18 protein-coding genes and 16 pseudogenes are annotated in these 24,768 nt (G+C 72.7%); 17 read left to right on the top strand and 17 right to left on the bottom strand.

Annotated features, from left to right (window positions below; all coding sequences use genetic code 11):
- Nucleotides 1-4 precede the first annotated feature (4 nt).
- The 3 genes from ACZ411_RS02535 to ACZ411_RS02525 form a co-directional block, all read right to left on the bottom strand.
- Nucleotides 5-427: a TlpA family protein disulfide reductase gene (locus ACZ411_RS02535; protein WP_464168299.1), complete on the bottom strand. Its 423-nt coding sequence runs from the start codon at nt 425-427 to the stop codon at nt 5-7.
- Nucleotides 428-640: 213 nt separating this feature from the next.
- A complete protein-coding gene (locus ACZ411_RS02530; protein WP_464168297.1) occupies nt 641-1,129 on the bottom strand; it encodes a DUF2510 domain-containing protein in 489 nt (162 codons plus the stop codon).
- A 72-nt stretch (nt 1,130-1,201) separates the two neighbouring features.
- Nucleotides 1,202-1,591, bottom strand: coding sequence for a hypothetical protein (locus tag ACZ411_RS02525; protein WP_464168295.1), 390 nt, complete (start codon nt 1,589-1,591; stop codon nt 1,202-1,204).
- Between the two features lie 182 nt (nt 1,592-1,773).
- Here ACZ411_RS02525 and ACZ411_RS02520 point away from each other — a divergent pair.
- From ACZ411_RS02520 to ACZ411_RS02510, 3 pseudogenes are all read left to right on the top strand, one after another.
- Nucleotides 1,774-2,468, top strand: a pseudogene (locus ACZ411_RS02520) (histidine phosphatase family protein).
- A 24-nt stretch (nt 2,469-2,492) separates the two neighbouring features.
- Nucleotides 2,493-3,042, top strand: a pseudogene (locus tag ACZ411_RS02515) (DUF3090 domain-containing protein).
- Nucleotides 3,042-3,811 (top strand): annotated as a pseudogene (locus ACZ411_RS02510) (SCO1664 family protein). Before ACZ411_RS02515 ends, ACZ411_RS02510 begins: the two co-directional pseudogenes overlap by 1 nt.
- A gap of 11 nt (nt 3,812-3,822) precedes the next feature.
- Here ACZ411_RS02510 and ACZ411_RS02505 read toward each other — a convergent pair.
- The 3 genes and pseudogenes from ACZ411_RS02505 to ychF form a co-directional block, all read right to left on the bottom strand.
- Entirely contained in the window at nt 3,823-4,143 is a 321-nt protein-coding gene (locus ACZ411_RS02505; protein WP_464168293.1) for a HigA family addiction module antitoxin, read from the bottom strand.
- Complete coding sequence (locus ACZ411_RS02500; protein ID WP_464168291.1) at nt 4,118-4,399, bottom strand: type II toxin-antitoxin system RelE/ParE family toxin; 282 nt, start codon at nt 4,397-4,399, stop codon at nt 4,118-4,120. The genes ACZ411_RS02505 and ACZ411_RS02500 overlap by 26 nt, the downstream gene beginning before the upstream one ends.
- A 56-nt stretch (nt 4,400-4,455) precedes the next feature.
- A pseudogene (gene ychF / locus ACZ411_RS02495) lies at nt 4,456-5,531 on the bottom strand (redox-regulated ATPase YchF).
- A gap of 93 nt (nt 5,532-5,624) precedes the next feature.
- On the opposite strand from ychF, the pseudogene ACZ411_RS02490 reads away from it, so the two are divergent.
- A pseudogene (locus ACZ411_RS02490) lies at nt 5,625-6,252 on the top strand (3'-5' exonuclease).
- 238 nt (nt 6,253-6,490) lie between these two features.
- On the opposite strand, the gene ACZ411_RS02485 reads toward ACZ411_RS02490, so the two are convergent.
- A complete protein-coding gene (locus ACZ411_RS02485; protein WP_464168289.1) occupies nt 6,491-6,826 on the bottom strand; it encodes a hypothetical protein in 336 nt (111 codons plus the stop codon).
- A 103-nt stretch (nt 6,827-6,929) separates the two neighbouring features.
- Between ACZ411_RS02485 and rmuC (ACZ411_RS02480) the strand changes: the two genes are divergently transcribed.
- From rmuC (ACZ411_RS02480) to fbaA, 3 genes and pseudogenes are all read left to right on the top strand, one after another.
- Entirely contained in the window at nt 6,930-7,172 is a 243-nt protein-coding gene (gene rmuC / locus ACZ411_RS02480; RefSeq protein WP_464168287.1) for a DNA recombination protein RmuC, read from the top strand.
- An 85-nt stretch (nt 7,173-7,257) separates the two neighbouring features.
- Nucleotides 7,258-7,731 (top strand): DNA recombination protein RmuC, encoded by a 474-nt coding sequence (gene rmuC, locus ACZ411_RS02475; protein ID WP_464168285.1) that lies wholly within the window; start codon nt 7,258-7,260, stop codon nt 7,729-7,731.
- A 105-nt stretch (nt 7,732-7,836) separates the two neighbouring features.
- Nucleotides 7,837-8,860, top strand: a pseudogene (gene fbaA, locus ACZ411_RS02470) (class II fructose-bisphosphate aldolase).
- A 93-nt stretch (nt 8,861-8,953) separates the two neighbouring features.
- Here the strand turns inward: fbaA and ACZ411_RS02465 are convergent.
- A complete protein-coding gene (locus tag ACZ411_RS02465; RefSeq protein ID WP_464168283.1) occupies nt 8,954-9,562 on the bottom strand; it encodes a DUF6264 family protein in 609 nt (202 codons plus the stop codon).
- A 237-nt stretch (nt 9,563-9,799) separates the two neighbouring features.
- Nucleotides 9,800-10,834 carry a 4-hydroxy-3-methylbut-2-enyl diphosphate reductase gene (locus ACZ411_RS02460; protein WP_094117022.1) on the bottom strand — a complete coding sequence of 345 codons (1,035 nt, stop codon included), beginning with the start codon at nt 10,832-10,834 and terminating at the stop codon, nt 9,800-9,802.
- A gap of 101 nt (nt 10,835-10,935) precedes the next feature.
- Here ACZ411_RS02460 and xseA point away from each other — a divergent pair.
- From xseA to ACZ411_RS02430, 6 genes and pseudogenes are all read left to right on the top strand, one after another.
- A pseudogene (gene xseA / locus ACZ411_RS02455) lies at nt 10,936-12,099 on the top strand (exodeoxyribonuclease VII large subunit); the annotation flags it as partial.
- Between the two features lie 169 nt (nt 12,100-12,268).
- Nucleotides 12,269-12,526, top strand: coding sequence for an exodeoxyribonuclease VII small subunit (locus ACZ411_RS02450; protein WP_464168361.1), 258 nt, complete (start codon nt 12,269-12,271; stop codon nt 12,524-12,526).
- Nucleotides 12,424-12,780, top strand: a pseudogene (locus ACZ411_RS02445) (hypothetical protein); the annotation flags it as partial. The gene ACZ411_RS02450 and the pseudogene ACZ411_RS02445, both read left to right, overlap by 103 nt.
- A 97-nt stretch (nt 12,781-12,877) precedes the next feature.
- Nucleotides 12,878-13,084, top strand: a pseudogene (locus tag ACZ411_RS02440) (DUF4245 family protein); the annotation flags it as partial.
- Between the two features lie 215 nt (nt 13,085-13,299).
- Nucleotides 13,300-13,898: pseudogene (locus ACZ411_RS02435) on the top strand (carbonic anhydrase).
- A gap of 166 nt (nt 13,899-14,064) precedes the next feature.
- Nucleotides 14,065-15,445: pseudogene (locus ACZ411_RS02430) on the top strand (class II fumarate hydratase); the annotation flags it as partial.
- A gap of 82 nt (nt 15,446-15,527) precedes the next feature.
- On the opposite strand, the pseudogene ACZ411_RS02425 reads toward ACZ411_RS02430, so the two are convergent.
- Together ACZ411_RS02425 and uppS are read right to left on the bottom strand one after the other, a co-directional pair.
- Nucleotides 15,528-16,832 (bottom strand): annotated as a pseudogene (locus ACZ411_RS02425) (PhoH family protein).
- Between the two features lie 328 nt (nt 16,833-17,160).
- Nucleotides 17,161-17,959 (bottom strand): annotated as a pseudogene (gene uppS, locus ACZ411_RS02420) (polyprenyl diphosphate synthase).
- An 82-nt stretch (nt 17,960-18,041) separates the two neighbouring features.
- Between uppS and trhA the strand changes: the two are divergent.
- Nucleotides 18,042-18,818 (top strand): annotated as a pseudogene (trhA, locus tag ACZ411_RS02415) (PAQR family membrane homeostasis protein TrhA).
- Between the two features lie 65 nt (nt 18,819-18,883).
- Here trhA and ACZ411_RS02410 read toward each other — a convergent pair.
- Nucleotides 18,884-19,096 (bottom strand): hypothetical protein, encoded by a 213-nt coding sequence (locus tag ACZ411_RS02410; RefSeq protein WP_464168281.1) that lies wholly within the window; start codon nt 19,094-19,096, stop codon nt 18,884-18,886.
- Nucleotides 19,069-20,112 carry a mycothiol conjugate amidase Mca gene (gene mca, locus ACZ411_RS02405; RefSeq protein WP_464168279.1) on the bottom strand — a complete coding sequence of 348 codons (1,044 nt, stop codon included), beginning with the start codon at nt 20,110-20,112 and terminating at the stop codon, nt 19,069-19,071. The genes ACZ411_RS02410 and mca overlap by 28 nt, the downstream gene beginning before the upstream one ends.
- Before the next feature lie 248 nt (nt 20,113-20,360).
- On the opposite strand from mca, the gene ACZ411_RS02400 reads away from it, so the two are divergent.
- A complete protein-coding gene (locus ACZ411_RS02400) occupies nt 20,361-20,684 on the top strand; it encodes a DUF4307 domain-containing protein (RefSeq protein ID WP_464168277.1) in 324 nt (107 codons plus the stop codon).
- A gap of 41 nt (nt 20,685-20,725) precedes the next feature.
- Nucleotides 20,726-21,226: pseudogene (greA, locus tag ACZ411_RS02395) on the top strand (transcription elongation factor GreA).
- Nucleotides 21,227-21,301: 75 nt separating this feature from the next.
- Here greA and ACZ411_RS02390 read toward each other — a convergent pair.
- The 4 genes and pseudogenes from ACZ411_RS02390 to ACZ411_RS02375 form a co-directional block, all read right to left on the bottom strand.
- Nucleotides 21,302-21,523 (bottom strand): ACT domain-containing protein, encoded by a 222-nt coding sequence (locus ACZ411_RS02390; RefSeq protein ID WP_464168275.1) that lies wholly within the window; start codon nt 21,521-21,523, stop codon nt 21,302-21,304.
- 11 nt (nt 21,524-21,534) lie between these two features.
- Nucleotides 21,535-21,867: pseudogene (locus ACZ411_RS02385) on the bottom strand (pyridoxal-phosphate dependent enzyme); the annotation flags it as partial.
- Nucleotides 21,795-23,246, bottom strand: coding sequence for a pyridoxal-phosphate dependent enzyme (locus tag ACZ411_RS02380; protein WP_464168273.1), 1,452 nt, complete (start codon nt 23,244-23,246; stop codon nt 21,795-21,797). The pseudogene ACZ411_RS02385 and the gene ACZ411_RS02380, both read right to left, overlap by 73 nt.
- Complete coding sequence (locus tag ACZ411_RS02375) at nt 23,150-23,884, bottom strand: AI-2E family transporter (RefSeq protein WP_464168271.1); 735 nt, start codon at nt 23,882-23,884, stop codon at nt 23,150-23,152. Before ACZ411_RS02375 ends, ACZ411_RS02380 begins: the two co-directional genes overlap by 97 nt.
- Nucleotides 23,885-24,027: 143 nt before the next feature.
- Between ACZ411_RS02375 and ACZ411_RS02370 the strand changes: the two genes are divergently transcribed.
- Nucleotides 24,028-24,768: DNA glycosylase AlkZ-like family protein (locus ACZ411_RS02370; RefSeq protein ID WP_464168359.1), on the top strand; the 741-nt coding region annotated here is incomplete at its 3' end.

Here is a 24,768-nt window from a genome sequence, read left to right as displayed (position 1 = left end):
CGGTCTAGGCGGGCGGCGTCGCCGCGGCCGTCGCGATCAACGCCGTGAGCGTGCTGGGGTCGACCAGCCCGAGGATCCGGGCGCTCACGCGGCCCTCCGGGTCGAGCACGATCGTCGACGGCGTGGCGTTGGGTGCTGTCCTTTCGGCGAATGCCAATTGGACGCTGCTGTCCTGCGCGTCGAGCACGGTGTCGTAGGGGACATCGAAGGCACGGACGAATGCGTCGGCGTTGGCTGCCGAATCCCGGGTGTTCACGCCCAGGAACATCGCCGTGTCCGTCGTCGCCGCGCTGACCTCGTTCAGGTCCTTCGCCTCGAGCCGGCAGGGACCGCACTCGGCGTACCAGAAGTTGACCACGAGGACCTTGCCGCGGAACTGCTCAGCGGTCACGGCCGTGCCCGCTGTGTCGTCTGAGACGAACGCCACGGGCGCGCCTCGATCCTCGACGCTGAACTCCGTCACTCGCCCGTCTCCGGAGATGTACCCCTTGCCGTCCCCCGAGCGGAACTGCTGCGCGAGGTCGTCAGATGCCGTGCACCCGCTGAGGGCCGCCGCCAGCACCAATGCGGCGGCGGCGAGGGACGCGGTCGACGCTTCACGCGCTCAGCACGGGACGGGACGGGAGCGGAGTCGCTGCCGTCACCCGAGCCGCTCGAACACCAAGGTCGCCTGGATCCGATCGCCGCCGCCGAGCCCCTTGCTGCCGGAGGATGCCGTCGAGATCGTGTGCAAGCGGTACCCCTTCGCCGCCTGCTCGTTGATCGCGTGCTCGAGCTCGGTGAGGTTGCCGCTGCCCGTCCCCCACAGCTTCTCCTTGAGGATGATCTGGAGCACGACGTAGGCCTGACCCGAGGCGACGGCGGAGTCCGTCCTGCTCGGCGTCGTCGCACCGCCCTGGCCGGCGCCAGGACGCGTGACCGACCTCCCGATGGCCACCGTGTGGCCTGCGACGTCCGCAGGCGGCTCGATAGACGCAGCTGGGACGGCCGCGGTCGGGGCCACCACCGGGGAGGCCGGCGGGACGGGCGGCGTCGGCGGCATCACGTGCTCGGTCCACTGCGCCCCGTCCCACCAGCGCATGGTCGCGGATCCGTCGTCGTACCAACCGGCCTGCGCATCGGTCGCCATGGCGTCCCCCTCCTCGTCGTCCCTCCCGCCATCGTGGCGCAGGCACCGTCGCGCGACCAGTCGCGCAACCCCTCACGACGCGCTCCGTCGGACCGCCCGCGACTGACGGTCGGCGTCGGCTTCGCTGTGCCGCTGCTGCGCGGCGTACTCGCGCAGCAGGCGGGTCTGCCGGGATCCGAGGCCCACGCGCTGCAAGTACCCCATGCCCTTCGCCAGCGGATGCCTCCGCAGCGCGATCCCCGCGGCCAGCGCCGACCCGGCGACCATGCTGATCGCGAGCACCGGCGGCCCGTATCCCGAGGAGGGGACGAACGCGAAGAGGACGTACGCGCTCGCCGCCAGGAGGACCGCCGATGGCACCATCGACGCCCTGCTCACCCCGGTGGGGTCGTCGATGGAACCGAGGTACCCGATGCTCCCGCCGACGAGCACGACGGCGCCGAGCGTGACCAGCATGCTCATCCGCAGCCTCCATCCCGGTCGGACGGTCCGATGACAGGAACGTACAACCCTCCTGACCACAATTGTCGGTGTCCTCCACAGTCCTGGTGTCTCGGGCCGCGGCCGGCTCGCTGGACGACCGACGCCCTGGGGCGACCCCGCTCCCGCGACCCCGCCTCAGCCCGCCTCGTTAGGCTCGCCGCATGGCGACAGTGATCCTCGTGCGGCACGGACGCACCACAGCGAACGCGACCGGGATCCTGGCGGGGCGCACCCCCGGCGTCGACCTCGACGACATCGGCCGCGAGCAGGCGGACCGCACCGCCGAGCGGCTCGCCGCCGTGCCGCTCGCCGCCGTCGTGTCCAGCCCGCTCCAGCGATGCTGGGAGACGGCGCAGCGGATCCTCGAGCACCAGACGGGGAAGCCGGCCCAGCCGATCGAGCCCGACATCACGGAGTGCCACTGACGGCGACTGGCAGGGCCGCGCGCTCGGCGACCTCGCGAAGGAGGACCTCTGGTCGCGCGTGCAGTCGCACCCCGTCGTCGGTCGTCTTCCCCGGCGGCGAGTCCATGGCCGGGATGCAGGCGCGCGCGGTCGCGGCGATCCGCCGCCATGACGCGGCCATCGAGGCCGAGCGCGGACCGGGTGCCGTGTCGGTCGCGGTCAGCCACGGCGACGTCATCAAGTCGATCCTCGCCGACGCCCTCGGCACGCACCTCGACCTGTTCCAGCGCATCGACGTGGGACCCGCGTCCGTCTCGATCGTGCGCTACGGCGCGAGCCGCCCCACCGTCCACGCGACCAACAGCGACGCGGGCGACCTCTCCTGGCTCGCGGGCCCTACGGGCTCCGGCGATGCGCCGGTCGGCGGCGGCGCCGGGCACAGCGCACCGTGATGCGCACGCGCCTAGAGTGGTGACATGCCCACAAGCGCCTTGGAGTTCGACTGGCCCGACCGGCTCGTGGTCGGCACCATCGGCCTCCCGGGTGCCCGCACGTTTTACCTGCAGGTGCGCGCCAGCCAGCAGCTGGTGAGCATCGCCCTCGAGAAGCAGCAGTCCGCGCTCCTCGCGGAGAAGATCGACGAGATCCTCGACCAGCTCGTCGCCGTCGAGGGGAACCCCTTCAGCGTCCCGACGAACACGCCGCGCGAGCTCGTCGACGAGGATGCGCTCGAACCCGTCGAGGAGCGCTTCCGCGCCGGCGCGATGAGCCTCGGCTGCGGATCCGACGACCGCGCAGGTCGTCATCGAGGCGTATCCGCTGACCGACGGCGACGAGGACGACGACCTCCCCGGCATGCCGTCCGCGGACGACGGCGAGATGCTCGTCGTGCGCCTGCCCGTGGGCGCGGCCCGGGCGTTCGCCCTCCGCACCCGCGAGATCGTGGACGCCGGCCGCCCGACGTGCCCGTTCTGCGGCCAGCCGATGGACCCCGAGGGTCACATCTGCATCGCTCGCGAGGACTGATGCCGGCGACGGACCTGGTCACCGCCGAGCTGACGCTCACGGGCCGCATCCGCACCGCGTCCAACGCGACCTTCCTCGGCACCATCGGCGACACCGCCGTGGTCTACAAGCCCATCCAGGGCGAGAACCCGCTGTGGGACTTCCCCGACGGCACGCTCGCGAACCGCGAGGTCGCCGCGTACCTCATCTCGGAGGCGCTCGGCTGGGACGTCGTGCCCCGCACCTGGCTGCGGGACGGCCCGCTCGGCCCGGGCATGGTGCAGCTCTGGCAGGACGAGGATCCCGACCAGGACGCCGTCGACCTGATCCCCACGGACGAGGTGCCGGAGACCGGCTACCGCACCGTGCTCGGGGGCGAGGACCAGGAGGGGGAACTCGGTGACGCTGATCCACGAGGACTCCCCCGCGCTCCGCCGCATGGCCGTCTTCGACGTGATCGTCAACAACGCCGACCGCAAGGGCTACCACGTGCTCGCGATGCCGGACGGCCACCGCCACGGCGTCGACCACGGCCTCACCTTCCACCGGGACCACAAGCTCCGCACGGTGCTGTGGGGGTGGATGGGCGAGGCGCTCACCGCCGAGGAGCTGGCCGGCGTCGACCGCGTCCGCGCCGGGCTGGACGGCGACCTCGGCCGCGAGCTCGCCGACCTCGTCGCCCCGGAGGAGCTCGCCGCGCTCGACACCCGGTGCGTCCGGCTGCCGCGCCGACGCCCGCTTCCCGGAGCCCGCGGGACAGCAGTCCGCGGTGCCCTGGCCGCTGTTCTGAGCCGACCGCGATCAGGCGATCCGGAGCGGGACGATCTCCGCGATCCGGTCCTGCAAGGAACGCCGCTCCAGCCGCAGCTCGTAGTGCGACTGGAGGTTCATCCAGAACTCGTCCGAGGTGCCGAAGTAGCGTGCGAGGCGGACGGCGGTATCGGCGGTGATGCCGCGCTTTCCATGCACGATCTCGTTGATGCGCCGTGGCGGGACGCCGATCGACACGGCGAGCCTGTTCTGCGTGATCCCGAAGCCCTCGATGAAATCCGCCATCAGGATCTCTCCCGGATGGATCGGCGCGATCCGATCGCCCTCAGTGGTAGTCGACGAGTTCGACATCCTCCGCACCTCCCTCTCGCCAGATGAAGCAGATCCGCCACTGGTCGTTCACCCGGATGCTGTACTGAGCACGGCGGTCGCCTCTCAGCCGTTCGAGACGGTTGCCGGGCGGGACGCGAAGATCCTCGACGTCCACCGCCGCGTTCACCGCCTCGAGCTTCCGGAGCGCCGCCCTCAGGATCATCCGAGCGATGCCCTTGACGTACTGCTGATCCCAGATGCGCTCGGTGATCCTGCTGCCGAACGATCTGATCACAGGGTGATCGTATAACGCTACGCGTCAATGACGCCCGGCGTCATGCACAGATCCGATCAGTTGTTGAAGCGGAACTCCACCACGTCGCCGTCCTGCATGACGTACTCCTTGCCCTCGATGCGGGCCTTGCCCTTGGAGCGCGCCTCGGCGATGGAGCCGGTCTCGACCAGGTCGTCGTAGGAGATGACCTCGGCCTTGATGAAGCCCTTCTCGAAGTCCGTGTGGATCACGCCGGCGGCTTGCGGGGCCTTCCAGCCCTTGCCGATGGTCCAGGCCCGCGTCTCCTTCGGGCCCGCCGTCAGGTAGGTCTGGAGGCCGAGCGTCTCGAAGCCGATGCGGGCGAAGCTGGTCTGAGGCCCGAGCTCCTCCTGGCCGGTGCTCGCGAGCATCTCGGCGGCGTCCTCGGGGTCGAGCTCGATGAGCTCCGACTCGATCTTCGCGTCGAGGAACACGGCCTGCGCGGGCGCCACGAGGGCAGCCAGCTCCGCGAAGCTTATCCTCGTCTCCGAGCACCTGCTCGTCGACGTTGAACACGTAGATGAAGGGCTTCGCGGTCAGCAGCCCGAGCTCGCGGACGGGCTCGAGGTCGATGGAGGACGCGGACAGCGGCTTGCCCGAGTCGAGCCACTCGCGCGCGGCCTTCGCCGTCTCGAGCACGACGGGCTCGATGCGCTTGGTCTTCAGCTCCTTCTCGTAGCGCGGCTCGGCGCGCTCGAGGGTCTGGAGGTCGGCGAGGATCAGCTCGGTGTTGATGGTCTCCATGTCGCTGGCCGCGTCGACGCGGCCGTCGACGTGCACGACGTCCTCGTCCTCGAAGCCGCGGACGACCTGCGCGATGGCGTCGGCCTCGCGGATGTTCGCGAGGAACTGGTTGCCGAGGCCCTCGCCCTCGCTCGCGCCGCGGACGATGCCCGCGATGTCGACGAAGGAGACGGGGGCCGGGAGGATCCGCTCGGAGCCGAAGAGGCCGGCGAGCACCTCGAGGCGCGGGTCCGGATGCCGCCACCACCACGTTCGGCTCGATGGTCGCGAACGGGTAGTTCGCGGCGAGCACCTGGTTCTTGGTCAGGGCGTTGAAGAGCGTCGACTTGCCGACGTTGGGGAGACCGACGATCGCGATAGTGAGAGCCACGGGAGACCATGGTACGGGGCGGGCCGCCTCCTCCCCTGCCCATGGACGGCCGGGCTCTCCCGGGATCCGGCATCGTAGTGCGTGCGAGCATCGATGCCGTTGGACTTCACCGCGATCGACTTCGAGACCGCCAACAACTCGTCGGCGAGCGCCTGCTCGGTGGGTCTCGTCAAGGTCCGGGACGGCGTCGTCGTCGACACCGCGTCGTGGCTCATCCGCCCGCCGGCCGGGCACGACTCCTCTCCGTCTGGAACACGCGGATCCACGGCATCGTCGAGGACGACGTGGCGGACGCCCTCGGCTGGGCCGATCAGCTGCCGCGCCTCATGGCGTTCGCGGGCGACGACCACCTCGTCGCCCACAACGCGCGCTTCGACATGGGCGTCATCCAGGGCGCGTGCCGCGCGACCGCGCTCATCCCGCCGCCGTACTCCTACCTCTGCAGCCTCCAGGTCGCCCGCCGCACCTACGCGCTCGAGTCGTACCGGCTGCCGGTGGCCGCACGGCGGCGGGCTTCGAGGACTTCGCGCACCACGAGGCGCTGGCCGACGCGCGGGCCTGCGCGGCCATCGTCGTGCACGCGGCCGGACGGCACGGCGCCGCCTCACTGACGGGCCTCGCCGAGGCGGTCGGCGTCGGGATGGGCCGCATCGGCGCGCCGCGCACGCAGCCCGTCGCGCGGGCGTCGGCCGCCGCGACCCCGCCCATCGACTGGGCCTGATCCGCTCCCGTGCACCCCGCCGGATCCGTCCTCCGGGCGCGCGCCGCACGTCCCGGCCGTGTCGGGGGCCGCTGGCACACTGCACGCATGGATCCCGTCATCGCCCTGCTCGTCGGCCTCGTCATCGGCCTGGCCGTGGGCGCAGTGGCGGGCATAGCCGTGTCCCGCGCCCGCTCCGGGGTCGATGCGCCGGGCCGCGCGGGCGAGGCCGCCCGCCTCGCCGCCGCGGAGGCCACCGTCACGGCCCTCCGGGAGCAGCTCGACCGCACGGAGCGCCTCGCCGAGGAGCAGGTCGGGCAGGCCGCCGCGCAGTACGCCGGAGCGCGCCCAGGCGCAGGACGCGCTGCACCGCGAGCGACTGGAGGCCCAGGAATCCCACCTCCGCGAGCAGATCGGGCAGCAGGAGGACCGCATCGGGGAGCTGCAGGCACGCCTCCGCGAGGTCCAGCGCGCCGAGGTCGCCCGCACCGAGGAGGACGGCCGGGTGCTCACGGCGCTCAGCCCGGTCGCCGAGAGCCTCAAGCAGGTGCAGGCGAAGGTGCACGAGCTCGAGGAGCAGCGCCGCCAGCAGCACGGCGGCGCGAGCAGCTGCGGAGCGCCACGGAGGCGGAGGAGCGGCTGCGCGCCACCGCCGAGACGCTCGCCTCCGCGCTCCGCTCCAACAGCACGCGCGGGGTGTGGGCGAGACGCAGCTGCGGAGCGTCGTGGAGGCGGCGGGCCTCATCCACCGCGTCGACTTCGACGTGCAGACCAGCGTCTCCACCGCCCAGGGCGTCGGGCGGCCCGACATGGTGGTGCACCTCCCGGGCGGCAAGAACATCGCGGTCGACGCCAAGGCGCCCTTCACCGCGTACCTCGAGGCGAGCGCCATCCCCGCCTCCGCCACCGGCCCGAGGGCGCGCGCCGCGACCACCTCATGAAGCAGCACGTGCAGGCGGTGCGCCGACCGCATCACGGCGCTCGGCAGCCGGGCGTACTGGGAGGGGCTCGACGCGAGCCCGAGAGATGGTCATCGCGTTCATCCCGAGCGAGTCGCTGGTGTCGTCGGCGCTGGAGGCGGATCCGAGCATCATGGAGTTCGCGTTCAGCCGCCGGGTCGCCCTCTCCTCCCCCGTCACGCTGTGGTCGGTGCTCAAGACCGTCGCGTTCAGCTGGCAGCAGGAGGTCCTCACGGAGGACGCGAAGCAGCTCTTCGACCTCAGCCGCGAGCTGCACGCCCGCCTGGCCACCAGCGGCGAGCACATCGCGAAGCTCGGCCGCTCCTCACGGGCGCCGTCGGCGACTACAACCGCGTCGTCGGATCCCTGGAGCGCCAGGTGCTGCCCACCGCCCGCCGCCTCAGCCGGCTCGAACCATCGAAGGTCATCGGCACCCTCGCGCCGCTCGAGGCCACCACGCGCGAGCTGGCGGCGGACAGAGTTCACGTCGGCCGCATCCGCTCCCCGGGCGTCCGGGGACGCCGACGCGACCGCTCGGTAGAGTGGCGAGCACGCGGGGCCCGGCCGCGGGAGCACCTCCCACCGGCCGCCGAGGGCCCGCGTCAGCCGCACGGCGTCGCCGTGGATCCGCCGAAGGAGATGCACCATGCCCGTAGCAACCCCCGAGCAGTACGCCGAGATGCTGGATCGCGCCAAGTCCGGCGGATTCGCCTACCCCGCGGTCAACGTCTCGTCCTCGCAGACCATCAACGCGGTCCTCCAGGGGCTCACGGACGCCGGCTCCGACGGCATCATCCAGGTCACCACGGGCGGCGCCGACTACTTCTCCGGCCACACCGTGAAGAACCGCGCGGCCGGCGCCCTCGCCTTCGCGCGCTTCGCCACCGAGGTCGCGAAGAACTACATCACGGTCGCCCTGCACACCGACCACTGCCCGAAGGACGCCCTCGACGGCTTCGTCATCCCCATGATCGAGGCCAGCGAGGAGGAGGTCCGCGCGGGCCGCAACCCCATCTTCCAGTCGCACATGTGGGACGGCTCGGCCATCCCGCTGAACGAGAACCTGGACATCGCGACCGACCTCCTGCCCCGCATGAAGGCCATCAACGCCATCCTCGAGGTCGAGATCGGCGTCGTCGGCGGCGAGGAGGACGGCGTCAGCCACGACACCGGCGCGCACCTCTACACGACCCTCGAGGATGCGATCTCCACCGTCGAGGCCCTCGGCCTCGGCGACCAGGCCGGCTGCATGGCCGCGCTCACCTTCGGCAACGTGCACGGCGTGTACAAGCCCGGCGGCGTGCAGCTGCGCCCAGTCGCTCCTCAAGGAGATCCAGGACGGCATCCAGTCGAAGTACGGCACCTCCGAGAAGCCGTTCGACCTCGTCTTCCACGGCGGATCCGGCTCCTCCGACGACGAGATCGCCGAGGCCGTGCGCAACGGCGTCGTGAAGATGAACATCGACACCGACACGCAGTACGCGTTCAGCCGCTCCATCGCCGACTCGGTGCTCCGCAGCTACGACGGCTTCCTCAAGGTCGACGGCGAGGTCGGCGACAAGAAGACGTACGACCCGCGCGCCTGGGGCAAGACGGCGGAGTCGGCCATGGCCGCTCGCGTCGTCGAGGCCACGCGCCAGCTCGGCTCGCACGGGAAGTCGCAGAGCTAGCGACGGCGGTCGCGCTCCCGCTCCGGGCGGGGGGACGACGGCGGGGCCGGTCCTGGTGGACCGGCCCCGCCGTCGTTCGCGTGCGTGCAGCCGTCAGGGCCCGCCGTTCGACATGATCTGCTGGAACGCCGGGTCCTGGATGATGAGCGTCAGCACGAGCACGCTCGTGATCACCGTGGCGAGGACCGCGCCCGCGATGGGCACCCAGAATGCCATGCGCCGGCGCTTCACGAGCTCGAGGGCGATCCACGCGGTCAGCACGAACACGACCACGTTCACGACGTTGACCGCGATGCCGATGACCGCGGTCTGCGGCGTGACCGTGTAGGTGCCCCCGCCGAAGAGGGCGTAGGACTGGTCGATGGCCTGCGAGGGATCCGAGTTGGCACCGATGCTGCCGGCCACGTTCACGAGCCCGGCGGCGAGCAGGCCGATGGTGATGGCCGCGTCGAACCGCCGCGGCGCACGACGCGGCTCCTGGCCGGCGAGGTAGCCGGGGCGTCCGGGCGTCGTACCCGGAGCCGAGCCGGCGGGCTGGTCCGGAGCGGGATCCGGGCGCGGGGGAGCGGGTGCACGTCGCGCATCCCGGCGCTCCGTCGCCGCGGTCCTCTCGGATGCGCGACGCGCGTCCACCGCGGCCTTCTCGGCGTCGCGGCGCTCGGCCTGCTGGCGCTCGCGCGCGGCCTTGCGCTCCGCCGCCATCTGCTCGGCGAGGGTCTGCGGGCGCCGCCTGCTTGCCGGCCTTACGGCCCTTCGCGACGCCCTCGCCACCCGGAGCGTCCCGGGCGGCCGCGGCCTCGCGGTAGGCGGCCGCCTCGGCGACGATGCGCGCATCGGCCTCGGACAGCTCGGAGGAGCCGCCCGCGGAGGACGACGGGGACGCGTACTCGCCGAAGCGCGGGGCGGGCCGGCCGGAGCGGCGCTGCCCGTCGTCGTCGCTCACGCGCGGGTGCGCCCGCCGATGGCGCGCGAGTCCGTGTTGCCGGACTGGTCCTTGCGCAGCTCCTTGGGGAGGGAGAACACGAGGTCCTCCTCCGCGGTCACGACCGCGGTCACGTCGCCGTAGCCGGCGTCGGCGAGGTCGTCGAGCAGCTCCTGCACGAGGACCTCGGGGACGGAGGCGCCGCTCGTGACGCCGACCGTCTGCACACCGTCGAGCCACTCCTGCTTGACCTCGGAGGCGTAGTCCACGCGGTAGGACGCCTTGGCGCCGTACTCGAGGGCCACCTCGACGAGGCGGACCGAGTTGGAGCTGTTCGCGGAGCCGATGACGATGACGAGGTCGGCGTCGACCGCGACCTTCTTGATGGCCACCTGGCGGTTCTGCGTGGCGTAGCAGATGTCGTCGCTCGGCGGGTCCTGCAGGTTCGGGAAGCGCACGCGGAGGCGACGGACGGTCTCCATGGTCTCGTCGACCGAGAGCGTGGTCTGCGAGAGCCAGACGAGGTTGTCCGGGTCCCGCACCTCGATGGTGTCGGCGTGCTCCGGGGAGTTGACGACGATGGTCTGCTCGGGCGCCTCGCCCGCGGTGCCCTCGACCTCCTCGTGGCCCTCGTGGCCGATGAGGAGGATCTGCTTGTCGGCCTTCGCGAAGCGCACCGCCTCGCGGTGCACCTTGGTGACCAGCGGGCAGGTCGCGTCGATGGCCTGGAGGCCGCGGTCGGCGGCGCCCTGCACGACGGCCGGCGAGACGCCGTGGGCGCTGAAGACGACGTGGGCGCCCGTGGGCACCTCGTCGACCTCCTCCACGAAGATCGCGCCCATGCGCTCGAGGGTGGAGACGACGTGCACGTTGTGGACGATCTGCTTCCGCACGTAGACGGGGGCGCCGTAGCGCTCGAGGGCCTTCTCGACGGCGACGACGGCGCGGTCCACGCCTGCGCAGTAGCCCCGGGGAGCGGCGAGCAGGACCTTCTTGGGTCCGCCCACCGGGTTATCCTTGAGCCTGTTGCGGACGCCGGGCATCCGGGGCATCGACAGGCTGACGACGGGTGCTCCCACGAGTCGCTGGTCAGTGGTCGCTGTAGTCACGCATCCGATTGTATGCGCCCGCGCTGGGCGCCGAGTGGGGAGCCATGAGCGAGACGCGCACCGTGTCCATGCCCGCCGCGGGGGCCCCGACCGTCGACGCGCCGTGGCCCGTCTCGGTGCTGTCCGGCAAGATCAAGGGCTGGATCGACCGGCTCGGCACGGCCTGGGTCGAGGGCGAGATCACCCAATGGGGCGGCTCCGGCGGCAACGTCTACGGCAAGCTCAAGGACCTCGACGTCGACGCCACCATCAGCTTCACCGTCTGGTCGTCGGTGCGCGCGAAGATCCCCGCCGACCTCGGCCAGGGCGCCCGCGTCGTCGCGCTCGTCAAGCCCAACTACTGGGTCAAGGGCGGCACGCTCACCATGCAGGTGCTGGAGATGCGGCACGTCGGCCTCGGCGACCTGCTCGAGCGCCTCGAGCGCCTGCGCCAGACGCTGCGCGCGGAGGGCCTGTTCGACGCCGACCGCAAGCGGCGCCTCCCGTTCCTCCCCGGCTGCATCGGCCTCATCACCGGCAAGGACTCCGACGCCGAGAAGGACGTCCTCCGGAACGCGCAGCTGCGCTGGCCGAGCGTGCGCTTCCGCGTCGTGCACACCGCCGTGCAGGGCGACCGGGCCGCGGGCGAGGTCACCCGCGCCATCGGCGTGCTCGATGAGGATCCCGAGGTGGACGTCATCGTCATCGCCCGGGGCGGCGGCGACTTCCAGAACCTGCTCGTCTTCAGCGACGAGACCCTCGTGCGCACCGCCGCCGCCTGCCGCACCCCGCTCGTGAGCGCCATCGGCCACGAGGCCGACCGGCCCCTGCTCGACGACGTGGCCGACCTCCGCGCGTCCACCCCCACTGATGCCGCGAAGCGCGTGGTCGCCGGACGTCTCGGAGGAGCTCGCCCGCGTGCAGCAGGCGCGCGCCCGCATCGGTCGATGCGCCTCACCTCGCAGGTGCGGGGCGAGATCGACCGCATCGAGCAGCTGCGCTCCCGTCCCGTGCTCACGGGCTCCTCATGGATCGTCGACTCGCGCGCCGAGGAGCTCGGCCGGTACATCGCGCGCTCCGCGGAGCTCGCCGGCCGCGTCGTGGAGCGCGGCGTGCAGCGCACGAGCGAGCTCTCGCGGCAGCTGCGCGCCCTGTCCCCGCAGCACGTCCTCGACCGCGGGTACGCCATCGTCCAGGCCGCCGACGGATCCGCGCTCCGCACCCCCGCGGACGCCCCGGCAGGCACGGGCCTCGTCCTCCGCCTCGCCGCAGGCGCGCTCGGCGCCACCTCCACCGGCCCCACCGACGACATCCCGTCGTCGGCCGCCCTGCCTGCCCTCGTCCCCCACCCGCGGGGCCCGGCCCGCGCCCGGCTCCGAAAGCCAGGGTCTTTCCCCCATGCCCACCAGCCCCGCCGACACCGGCACCGACACCGGCGCCCGCCTGCCCGACGACCTCTCCGCGCTCAGCTACGAGGAGGCCCGCGACGCGCTGGTGCGCGTCGTCGCCGACCTCGAGCAGGGCGCGTCCACGCTCGAGGAGTCGATCGCGCTGTGGGAGCGCGGCGAGGCCCTCGCGGCCCGCTGCGAGGAGTGGCTGCTCGGCGCCAAGGCACGGCTCGACGCCGCCCGCACCACCGCGTCCGACGCCGGCTGACCGTGGCGAAGGACCGCACGCCGAACGTCGTCGCCGAGCTGGGCCGACCGGAGACGCCCGAGGAGACCGCCGCCCGCAAGGCCGCCGACTCGCGCCGTCACCGCGCCAAGCAGACCTTCCGCAACCTGCTGTACTCGCTCATCGTCACGGTCGCCACCGTCGCGGTAATCGTCGCTCTGGTGCCCCGCTCGAACACCACGATCCTGCCCGACGTCGACTACGGCGCCACGGCCGCCGAGGCGCAGGGCGGCTTCCCGCAGACCCTCGTCGTGCCCGACCTGCCCACGGCCTGGAAGAGCAACGACGCCGAGATCCCGACCGGCCGGCCGCGACGGCGTCGCCGTCTGGTACATCGGCCTCATCACGCCGAGCAACCGCTACATCGGCATCTCCCAGGGCATCGACGCGAACCCCACCTGGCTCGACGAGACCCTCCAGTCGGCGCCGGAGGTGAGCCAGGAGGAGATCGGCGGCCTCGAGTGGACCCTGTACGACAACGGCCAGGCCGAGGACCCGGGCAACGTGGTCCTCGCGGCGAGCGCCGTCGACGGCGACAGCACCTACGCGGTCTACGGCACGGCCGACGCCAACGAGCTGCGCACCGCCATCGACGCCGTGGCCGCCGCGCGCGGAACGGAGGCGGGCTCCTCCGCGACCCCCGCCCCGACGCCGGACGAGGGCACCACGAGCACCACCGCACCCCGGAGAGGGGATCGAGGGATGACCTCGATCAGGACGAGGTCGCGCAGGCACCCGCCGAGGTGTGGGCCGAGATGGTCGAGGGCGACGCCCGCTTCGTCCAGGGCTCGCCCCCAGCACCCCGCGTCAGGACGTCGAGCGCCGCGCGGCCCTCGCGCACGTGCAGCGCCCGGTCGCCGCGCTCTTCGGCTGCAGCGACTCCCGCCTCGCCGCCGAGATCATCTTCGACAAGGGCCTCGGCGACCTCTTCGTGGTGCGGAACGCCGGCCAGATCATCTCCGACTCGGTGCTCGGCAGCCTCGAGTACGCGGTCGCCGTGCTGGGCGTGCCGCTCATCGTCGTGCTCGGCCACGACGAGTGCGGGGCCGTGCGCGCGGCCATCGAGAGCGCGGCGCCCGACGCCGAGGCGCTGCCGCCGCACATCGCGCGCCTCATCGCGCCCATCGAGCCCGCCGTCCGCCGTGTCGCGGGCGACCCCGTCGTCCCGTCCGAGGTCGACGCCGGCGAGGTCGGACGCCAGCACCTGCGCGACACCGTGACCCGCATGCTGGAGGCCTCCGAGATGATCTCCGACCGGGTGGCGGCCGGTAGCCTGGCCATCGTCGGCGCCAACTACAAGCTCCTCGAGGGCACCGCGGTGCCCGACGTCATCGTGGGCGACATCCCCCGCTAGGGCGCCGCCGCCCGCGGAGGCCCCACCCGCATGCCCGACGGCGCCGTGCGCGCCGCCCCCGTACCCCGGGCCCACGAGGCCCGGTCCATCACCCGTCCCGAAGGAGAGAGAAACAGCGTGGTCGACACTTCCCCGGATCAGACAGCGGCACGACGGACGAGTTCCGCGCATCGAGCACGACACGATGGGCGAGGTGCGGGTCCCGAGGGACGCGCTCTACGCCGCCCAGACGCAGCGCGCCGTCGAGAACTTCCCCATCTCCGGCCGCGGCCTCGAGCCCGCGCAGATCCAGGCGCTCGCCCGCATCAAGCGCGCCGCCGCCATCGTCAACGGCGAGATGGGCATCATCGACGCGGACGTCGCCGACGCGATCGTCGCCGCGGCGGACCAGGTGGCGGGCGGATCCGCCACGAGCACTTCCCCATCGACGTGTCTGTTACCAGACGGGCTCCGGCACGAGCTCGAACATGAACATGAACGAGGTCCTCGCGGCCCTCGCCACGGCGTCGCTCGGGAGAGCCCGTGCACCCGAACGACCACGTCAACGCGTCGCAGTCGTCGAACGACGTGTTCCCCACCTCGGTGCGCGTGGCCGTCACGGGCGCGCTCCTCGCCGAGCTGATCCCCGCCCTCGAGCACCTCGCGGAGGCGCTCGAGTCGAAGGCCGAGGCCTGGAAGGGGCTCGTCAAGGCGGGCCGCACGCACCTGATGGACGCGACCCCGGTCACGTTCGGCCAGGAGTTCGCCGGCTACGCCCGCCAGGTGCGCCTCGGCATCGAGCGGGTGCGCACCGCGCTCCCCCGCGTCGCGGAGGTCCCCCTCGGCGGCACCGCCACGGGCACGGGCATCAACACGCCCCTCGGGTTCCCGCAGAAGGTCATCCAGGTCCTCGCCGACGACACCGGCCTGCCCGTCACCGAGGCGCTCGACCACTTCGAGGCGCAGGGCGCGCGCGACGGCCTGGTCGACGCCTCCCGGCGCGCTCCGCACGCTCGCAGTCAGCCTCACCAAGATCTGCAACGACATCCGCTGGATGGGCTCGGGCCCGAACACAGGGCCTCGGCGAGCTGCACATCCCCGACCTCCAGCCCGGGTCCTCGATCATGCCCGGGAAGGTCAACCCGGTCATCCCCGAGGCCGTGCTCATGGTCTGCGCGCGCGTCATCGGCAACGACGCCACCGTCGCCTGGGCGGGCGCCTCGGGCCTGTTCGAGCTCAACGTCGCGATCCCCGTCATGGGCTCGTCGCTGCTCGAGTCGATCCGGATCCTCTCGTCCTCCACGCGCCTGCTCGCCGACGAGACCGTCGACGGCCTGCGCGTCGACGAGGAGCACGCACGCGCGCTCGCGGAGTCGTCGCCGTCCATCGTGACGCCGCTGAACCGCATCATCGGCTACGAGGCCGCGGCGAAGATCGCGAAGCACTCGGTCGCGCAGAAGATGACGGTGCGCGAGGCCGTCGTCGACCTCGGCTACGTCGAGCGCGGCGAGATCGCCGAGGAGCAGCTCGACCAGGGCCTCGACGTGCTGCGGATGACGGCGCCCGGCCTGTCAGGGACGACCACCCGCACCGTTAGACGCACCACCGACGCCGACGGGCGCCGATCCCCTCAGGGACCGGCGCCCGTCGTCATGCCGGCGGCCCCGCGGACCACACGGGGTCGCCGTCCAGCAGCCCCGTGACGAGCGCCGCGATCGCGCTCCGCTCCGAGCGCGTCAGCGTGATGTGGCCGAACAGCTCGTGGCCCTTCAGCGTCTCGATGACGCTGGCGACGCCGTCGTGCCGGCCGACCCGCAGGTTGTCGCGCTGCGCCACGTCGTGCGTGAGCACCACGCGCGAGTTCTGCCCGAGATGCGGCTGAGCACCGTGAGCAGCACGTTCCGCTCGAGCGACTGGGCCTCGTCGACGATCACGAAGGCGTCGTGCAGCGAGCGCCCGCGGATGTGCGCGAGCGGCAGCACCTCGAGGATCCCCCGCTCCACCACCTCGTCCATGACGTTCTGCGAGACGACCGAGCCGAGGGTGTCGAACACGGCCTGCGCCCACGGGTTCATCTTCTCCGCCGCGTCGCCCGGCAGGTAGCCGAGCTCCTGGCCCCCCACCGCGTACAGCGGCCGGAACACCATGATCTTGCGGTGCTGCTGCTTCTCCAGCACCGCCTCGAGCTTCGCGGCGCAGAGGGCGAGCGCCGACTTGCCGGTTCCCGCGCTGCCGCCGAGGGAGACGATCCCCACCTCGCGGTCCAGGAGCAGGTCGATCGCGAGCCGCTGCTCGGCCGAGCGCCCCCTTGAGCCCGAACACCTCCCGGTCGCCGCGCACGGACTTGACGGTCCCGCGGCGGACGACCCGCCCGAGGGCGGATCCGCGGTCGGAGTGCAGGACGACGCCCGTGTTCACGGGAAGGTCCTGGACCGCCCGCGTCTGCAGCGTGTCCCGCTTCGTACAGGTCGGCCATCTGCTCGCTGGACAGCGTGACGTCGGCCATGCCGGTCCAGCCGCTGTCGACCGCGAGCTCGGCCCGGTACTCCTCGGCCTGGAGGCCGATGGAGGCGGCCTTCGCGCGCAGCGGCATGTCCTTCGAGACGACCGTGACGGCGAGGCCCTCGGTCGACAGGTTGAGGGCGACCGCGAGGATGCGCCAGTCGTTGTCGCCGAGCTGCAGCCCGTTGGGGAGCGCCGCCATGCTGGAGTGGTTGAGCTCCACCCGCAGGGTGCCGCCGGCCTCGCCCACCTCGATGGGGAAGTCGAGCCGCTCGTGCTCCTCCCGGAGCTGGTCGAGATGGCGGAGGGCTCCTGGCGGGCGAAGTAGCCGATCTCGGGGTCGTTCCGCTTCGACTCGAGCTCCGTGATGACGATGACCGGGATCACCACCGCGTGCTCGGCGAAGCGGAAGAGCGCCCGCGGGTCGGACAGGAGGACGGAGGTGTCGAGCACGTACGTGCGCTCGGCCTGCGGCGTCCCCTCCCCGGCCCACGTGCCGTGCGGTGCTGCTCTGGCTGTCCATCGGGGCCACGGGCCACTCCATCCCCGAGCGTTCGCGCTCGGATCCTGACGGCGATCGGGCCACGGTGACGAGAAGCGATGCTGCGGCCCTCTCGATCGGGCGCCATGCCCGATGAGTGGAACCTACGTCGAACCCGCCCGGTGGCCAGAGCCACGCGCGTCCCGATGTGTCAGGGGACGTTAACTCTCTGCCCGGCGCCGCGGCGGCGACCGGCGGAGCGGGGCCGGCCGAGCAGCCGGAGCACCGGGGCCGCGCGGGTCAGGAGCCGAAGCGGCGCTGGCGGGAGGAGTAGTCGCGGAGGGCGCGGAGGAAGTCGACCTCGCGGAGGTCGGGCCCGAGCGCCTCCATGAAGTAGAGCTCGCTGTGGGCCGACTGCCAGAGCATGAAGTCGCTGATGCGCTGCTCGCCCGAGGTGCGGATCACCAGGTCCGGGTCCGGCTGCCCGCCCGTGTAGAGGTGCTCGCCGATGAGATCGGGCGTGAGGAGGGCCGCGAGGTCCTCGAGTGTGCCGCCGGCGAGGTGGTGCGACTGGACGATGCTGCGCATGGCGTCCGCGATCTCGGTGCGCCCGCCGTACCCGACCGCGAGGTTGATGTGCAGCCCCGCGTCCCCCTTCGAGGCGCTCCTCCGACGCGTCGAGCCGGGCGAGGAGCTCGGGCGGCAGGCCCTGGTCCGAGCCGACGTGCTCGACGCGCCAGTCGCGGTGCCGCGAGAGGTCCTCCGCGAGCTGGCCGATGTGGATATTGTCGATGAGCGCCGTCAGCTCGGCGCTGCCGCGCCCCGTGAGGTTGTCGGTGGAGAGCAGGTAGAGCGTCGTGACCTTGATGTCGAGGTCGTCGCACCAGCTCGAGGAACTCCAGGAAGCTCGGCCGGCTCCCGGCGCGGTGGCCGTGCGCCGCGGACTCTAGGCCCAGCTGGCGGGCCCACCGGCGGTTGCCGTCCAGGATCATCGCGATGTGGTGCGGGAGCGCGGTGCGGTCGAGGCCCCGGCGGATGCGCTTCTGGTACGCCCGGGTCGAGCAGACCGCGCGCACGGTCGGATCGGCTTCTCTCGCACGTGTCCCACGCTATCCCACGCGCCGGGAGGCGCGGATCGCCCCGGCCGGGTGACGTCACCGGGGCTGTCCTACACTCGCAGGATGACGCCCGCCGCCGCCTCCCCCGGACCGCTCGGCACCCCGGACGAGCGGAGCCGCTGCGGAAGCGCCGCGAGGAGGACGGCCCCGTCCCCCGCACCTCCCGCTCGTCGAGGACGCGCAGGACGCGGGGCCCGAGCCCCGGCCCACCTCTGGCGCGGCTGGCTGCACGCGGGCATGACCCCGGTGGCGCTCGTGCTCGGCGTCGTGCTCATCGCGGTGGCCGACGGCACCGCCGCCCGCGTCGCCTGCGCCGTGTTCGTGGCGTCGTCGCTGCTGCTGTTCGGCGTCTCGGCCGTCTACCACCGGTTCGACTGGTCGCCGCGCGCGAAGGTCCTCCTGAAGCGCGTGGACCACGCGAACATCTTCCTGCTCATCGCCGGCTCCTACACGCCCATCACGGTCCTGGCCCTGCCGCACGGGAAGTCGGTGCTGCTGCTCTGGCTGGTGTGGTCGGGCGCGGTCCTCGGCGTGCTGTTCCGCGTGCTGTGGATCGGCGCCCCGCGGTGGCTCTACGTGCTCCTCTACCTGGTGCTCGGGTACGCGTCGCTCGTCTTCATCGTCGACTTCTTCCGCGCCGACGCCGCGATGATGACGCTCATCCTCGCCGGCGGACTGCGCCTACACGGTCGGCGCCGTCGTCTACGCGCTGAAGCGGCCGAACCCGTGGCCGGGCCGCTTCGGCTTCCACGAGATCTTCCACGCCTTCACGCTCGTAGGGCGTTCCTCTGCCACTGGACGGGGATCCTGCTGGTGGCGACGGATCCGCCCCTCGTGTGACGGGCGCCCCTCGTGTGACGTGCGCCCCTCGTCGGACGGGCGCCCCTGCGTCGGGCGGGCGCCCCTCAGGCGCGGGGCGGGGCGGCCGGGTCGTCCGGCGCGGCGGGAGCGTCCGCTCCGGGGTCCGCGTCGGTGGACGTGCGCGGTCCCCGCTCCGGCGCCGCGTCGCGGGCGAGGTCGGCCTCGAGCTTCTCGGCCTCCAGGCGCCCGCGGATCTCCTCGCGGTAGCGGGTGCGGCGGATCCGGCGCGTCATGTCCACCATGAGCAGCAGCACCACGACGGCGACGAAGAAGATCGCGATGAAGCCGATGGCGGCCCGGGGAGACCGTGTCCGGGTCGAACTCCGCCGTGGGCGTGGGGCTCGGCGTGGTGACGGCGGCGGCGAGACGGAGGACGAGGTCCTGGCGCATCACGCGCGCACCGCGCTCTCCTCGTCGACGATGCCGGCGAAGAGGTCGTGCTCCTCGTCCGGCGCGTCGACGCGCGACCCGCGCCGAGCTGGAAGTCCTCGAACGGCCACGCCCGCTGCTGCAGGTCGCGCGGCCAGCGGAAGAACGTGCTGTCGGGGGCGACCTGGCTCGCGTGCGAGAGCAGCGCGCGGTCGCGGGCCTCGAAGTGCTGGCCGACGTCCACGTGCGTGGTCGCGAGGTCGGGGCGGTCGCCCATCCAGCCGAGCATCTCGTCGACGGCCTCGAGCATCTCCGGGGCCGCGTCGGTGGCGACCAGGTGCTCGCGCACGGCCCGCGGCTTGGCGCCGTTGAAGATCCGGTCGAAGTAGAGCTTGGAGACCTCCCACGGCTCGCCCGCGTCGGGGTAGGAGCCGGCGACGCCGGACTCGCGCCACGCCTCCATGGCCACAATGTGCGCCTGGATGTGGTCGGGGTGCGGGTAGCCGCCGTTCTCGTCGTACGCCACCAGCACGTGCGGGCGGAACCGGCGCACCAGGCGGATCAGCGGCTCGGCCGACACCTCCACCGGGATGCTCGCGAAGGCCGCGGGCGGCAGCGAGCCGTCCTCGCGCGCCATGCCGGAGTCGACGTAGCCGAGCCAGCGGTGCTGCACGCCCATCACGGCCTGCGCGCGCGCCATCTCGATGCGGCGGAGGCCCGGCAGGTCGCGCTCCGCCATCGCGCGATCGGCGAGCCCCTCGTTGAGGATGTCGCCGGCCTCGCCGCCGGTGCAGCTGACGACCATGACCTCGGCACCCTGCTGCGTGTAGTGGGTGTACGTCGCCGCGCCCTTGCTCGACTCGTCGTCGGGGTGGGCATGCACGGCCATGAGGCGCAGGGTCACGGGGCTCCAGAGGGTGGGGACGGTCGTCTGGATCCCCAGAGTACAAGGTGCGTGTGGAGGAGTTGCCGTGACGACAGGGTCCCGCTCCCCCGTCCCCGGCCGGCGCTCCCGCGGACGACGACGAGACCGTCGAGCACCGCGTCCCCGCGCTCCCCACCACCGCCGCGCTCGACGAGCGCTACGGTCGCACGCGACCCGCGCGGATCCGCCAGCGCTGGCTCTACGGCACAGCCGGCGGCCTCGTCGCCGTGGTGTTCGGCGCGTGGGTGCTGTGGGCGGGTCTCGACCAGGCGTCCGGTTCCATCGACGCCACCGACCGCGCCTTCGACATCGTGGACGACCGCACCATCGACGTGACCTTCTCGGTGGTCATGCCGGCGGGCGACGCGGCGTGGTGCGCCGTGCAGGCGCAGGACGAGCAGCGCTCCATCGTCGGCTGGAAGGTCGTCGAGCTGCCGGCGCAGGACGGGTTCGAGCGGATGGAGACGGTGCGCCTCCGCACCACCGGTCCCCCCAGTCACCGGCTTGATCCACAGCTGCTGGCCCGCCTAGAGTTGGGGGATTCGCCCTGACGGATCCGTCGGGGCGTCCGTGCGAGTGCAAGGAGTCCACCGTGGCGCAGGAGCGAGGCGAGATCACCTGGCTGACCCAGGAGGCGTTCGACCGCCTCCAGCAGGGAGCTCGACACCCTCAGCGTGCAGGGCCGCGAGGAGATCGCGAAGAAGATCGAGATCGCCCGCCGAGGAGGGCGACCTCAAGGAGAACGGCGGCTACCACGCCGCCAAGGAGGAGCAGGGCAGAGATCGAGGCCCGCATCCGCCAGCTCACGCAGCTCCTCCGCACGGCCGAGGTCGGGGACGCCCCCGAGAGCCACGGCATCGTGGAGCCCCGGGACCGTCGTCACCGCGCTCATCGCGGGCGACGAGACGAAGTTCCTGCTCGGCAACCGCGAGATCGCGGGCGACAGCGACCTCGACGTGTACAGCGAGCAGATCGCCCAGCTCGGCGCCGCCATCATCGGCTGGCGAGGTCGAGGCGGAAGGGCGCGTACACCGCGCCGAACGGCCGCGAGATCCCCGTCGAGATCCAGGCCGTGGAGAACTACACGCCGTAGTCGCGACGAGCACGACGAGAGGGGCCGCGGACCGGATGGTCCGCGGCCCTCCCGCGTGCCGGGTGCGTCAGGACGTCAATCGCGCTGGAGGCGCGGGTCGTACCCGGCCTCGCGCAGGCGCTGGACGACCTCGGCGGTGTGCTCGGGACCCCGGGTCTCGACGCTCACCTCGAGCTCGACCTCGCTGATCTGCAGGCCCTGGCCGTGCCGCGTGTGCAGCACCTCGACCACGTTGGCGTTCGCCTCGGAGATGATCTGCGAGGTGCGGGCGAGCTGGCCGGGGCGGTCGGGCGGCATGATCCGCAGCTTCACGTAGCGGTCGGCACGCGGCGAGGCCCCGGCTGATGACGCGCTCCATCATGAGCGGGTCGATGTTGCCGCCGGAGAGGATGACGACCGTGCGGCCGGCGTCCCGCACAGAGTCCCGCGAGGATCGCCGCGACGCCCACGGCGCCGGCCGGCTCCACCACGAGCTTCGCGCGCTCCAGGAGGAGGAGCAGGGCGCGCGCCGTGTCGTCGTCCTCGACCGTGACCACCTCGTCCACGCTCTCGCGGATGATGTCGAAGTTCAGCAGGCCCGGCTTCGCGACCGCGATGCCGTCGGCGATGGTGGGCGTGATCTCGATCTCGGGTCGCGCGGCCCGCGGACGAGCGAGGGCGGGTACGCGGCGGCGTTCCGCGCCTGCACGCCGACGACGCGGATCGTGCGGCCCTCCTGGGCGGCCCGGAGCTTCAGCGCGGTCGCGACGCCCGAGATGAGCCCGCCGCCGCCGATGGGGACGACGACCGTCTCGACGTCGGGCGTCTGGTCGAGGATCTCGAGGCCGAGCGTGGCCTGGCCCGTGATGACGTCCTCGTGGTCGAAGGGCGGGATGAGCACCGCGCCGGTCTGCGCCGCGAACTCCGCGGCCGCGAGCAGCGGCTCCGCGACCGTGTGGCCGCGGAGGATGACCTCCGCGCCGTACTGGCGCGTGGCCTGGAGCTTCGGCAGCGCGACGCCCGTGGGCATGAAGATCGTGGCGCGGATGCCGAGCTCGCGCGCCGCGAACGCGACGCCCTGCGCGTGGTTGCCCGCCGACGCGGCGACGACGCCGCGCGCCTTCTCCTCGTCGGTGAGCCGGGAGATGCGGTTGTACGCGCCGCGGATCTTGTACGAGCCGGTGCGCTGCAGGTTCTCGCACTTGAGGTGCACGGGGCTGCCGAGGATCTCCGCGAGGAAGCGCGAGGACTCCATGGGCGTCACGTCGGCCACGCGGCCGACCACCTGGCGGGCCTCCTCGATGCGGGCGAGCGTCGGCGCCGATCCGCGCGGCAGCTCCCCGGCGAGGGCGGCGGCGTCCTCCCCCAGCTGGCTCGGGTCGAGCTCGTCGCCGACGGCGCGCAGGAGCGGCGGGTCGGCGTGCGCGGCGGGGGCGGTGGCGGCGTCGGTCATGGGGTGCGCTTCCTGGGGCGGGGACGGCGGGTGGCGTGCGAGGCGTCGGCGGGGACGGCGGGAGGCGGGGGCTCGGGCTGCCCGCGCCAGGGCTCCGCTCGCCACGTGCTTGACCATGGAGTTGACGGTGGCGACGAGCGGCACGGCGAAGAACGTGCCCGCGATGCCGCCGACCATGCCGGCCGCGACCGACAGCACGACGGCGAGCGGGTGCACCTTCACGACCGAGCCCATGATGAGCGGCTGGAGGATGTGCCCCTCCACCTGCTGCACGATGAGCACGATCGCGATCATGATGAGCGCCTGCGTCAGCCCGTTGTAGACCAGCGCGACGAACACGGCGAGCGTGCCCGTGACGACGGCGCCGACGATCGGGATGAACGATCCGAGGAACACCAGCACGCCGATGGGGATGGCCAGCGGCACCCCGATGATGGCGGCCCCGCCCGCGATGCCGACCGCGTCGATGAGGGCGACGAGCACCTGCACCTTCACGAAGTTCTGCAGCGTCGTCCAGCCCGCGCGGCCCGCGCCGTCGACGGCGGGGCGCGCGAGCCGCGGGAAGAGCCGCACGACCCAGCGCCACATGCCCGCGCCGTCGATGAGGATCGAGGGTCGAGAAGAGCACCAGCAGGACGCCCGTGAGGACGTGCCCGAGCGACGAGGTGACGGACAGCGCACCGCTGGAGCACGCCCGCGTCGCGCTGGACCGCGTCGACCGCCTGGGTGTACGCGTCGTTCAGCTGCGCCTCCGAGAGCTGCAGCGGGCCGTCGGTGAGGAAGCCGCGCACGTCCGCGTAGCGCGTGAGCGTCTGCGCCCGGATGGAGTCGTACTGCCCGATGATCTGCGTCGTCACGAGGTAGACGAGCGCGGCTACCGCCACGATGACGCCGATCTCGGAGATCGCGACCGCGAGCCACTTGGGCACGTGGTGGCGCTGCATCCACGACGAGATGGGCACGAGGAGGGCCGCGAGGACGATGGCGAGCAGCAGCGGGATCACGACGTACTCGAGCTGGATCACGAGCCAGCCCACGACCCCCAGCACGCCGAGGATGAGGAGCAGGCGCCGCGCCCACGCCCCCGCGATGACCATGCCCGGCGGCACGGTCTCCGCGACCGTGCGCGCGACCGGCTGGACGCTGTCGATGTCGGGATCGGCGCGGCGCTCGACCGCGCGGGCGTCCGCCGCGGCGCGGGCGCGGGATCGCTGGCCGAAGATCATGCTGGGAGTCTACGGACGGGCCTCCGCGAGCCGGTGCCGGGCGGGGTGCGCGGCCACGCCCTTCCGGTTCCCCGTCGGCGGCCGCGGGTAGCGTCGGAGCATGGTCGACACCGTGTCCCCCCGCCCTCGCCCGACGCGTCGCGCTGGCGGCGCAGGGGCTCGGCCGGCCGCACGCCGCCGCGGGCACGCGCCGCCTCGCCGCGGAGACCCGCCGGCTCGGCCTGCTGCAGATCGACTCCGTCAACGTCTTCGAGCGCAGCCACAACCTCCCCGTCCTCGCCCGCGTCGGCCCCTACGACCGCGCCGCGCTCGACCGGATGCTGTTCGGCGGCGGCGGCGCGTACACCGAGTACTGGGCGCACCAGGCGGCCGTGCTGCCCGTGGACGACCTGCCCCTGTTCCGCTGGCGGATGGACGCCGAGCGCGCCCGCCGCACGCGCCCGGGCTCCTGGGCGCTCGAGCACGCGCCCCTCATCCGGGAGCTCCGCGCCGAGCTCGCGCGCACCGGCCCGGTGCCCGCGAGCGCCGTCGAGCACGAGGCGAACGTCCGCACGGGTCCGTGGTGGGGCTGGTCGGACGTGAAGCGGGCGCTGGAGGCGATGTTCGCGTGGGGCGAGATCGCGAGCGCCGGCCGCCGCGGGTTCGAGCGCGTCTACGGGCTCGCGGAGGACGTGCTGCCCGCGTCCGTCCTCGCCCGCGAGGTGCCCGAGGAGGACGCGGTGCGCGAGCTCGTCCGCCGGTCCGCCGTCGCGCACGGCATCGGCACCGCCGCCGACCTCGGCGACTACCACCGCCTGTCCCGCGCCGCGACCGACCGGGCGCTCCGCGACCTCGCGGACGCGGGCGAGGTGCTGCCGGTGACCGTGCCCGGGTGGAGGGACGCC

Source organism: Clavibacter sp. AC415 (assembly GCF_979252985.1).
This window is presented reverse-complemented; position numbering and strand designations above follow the sequence as displayed.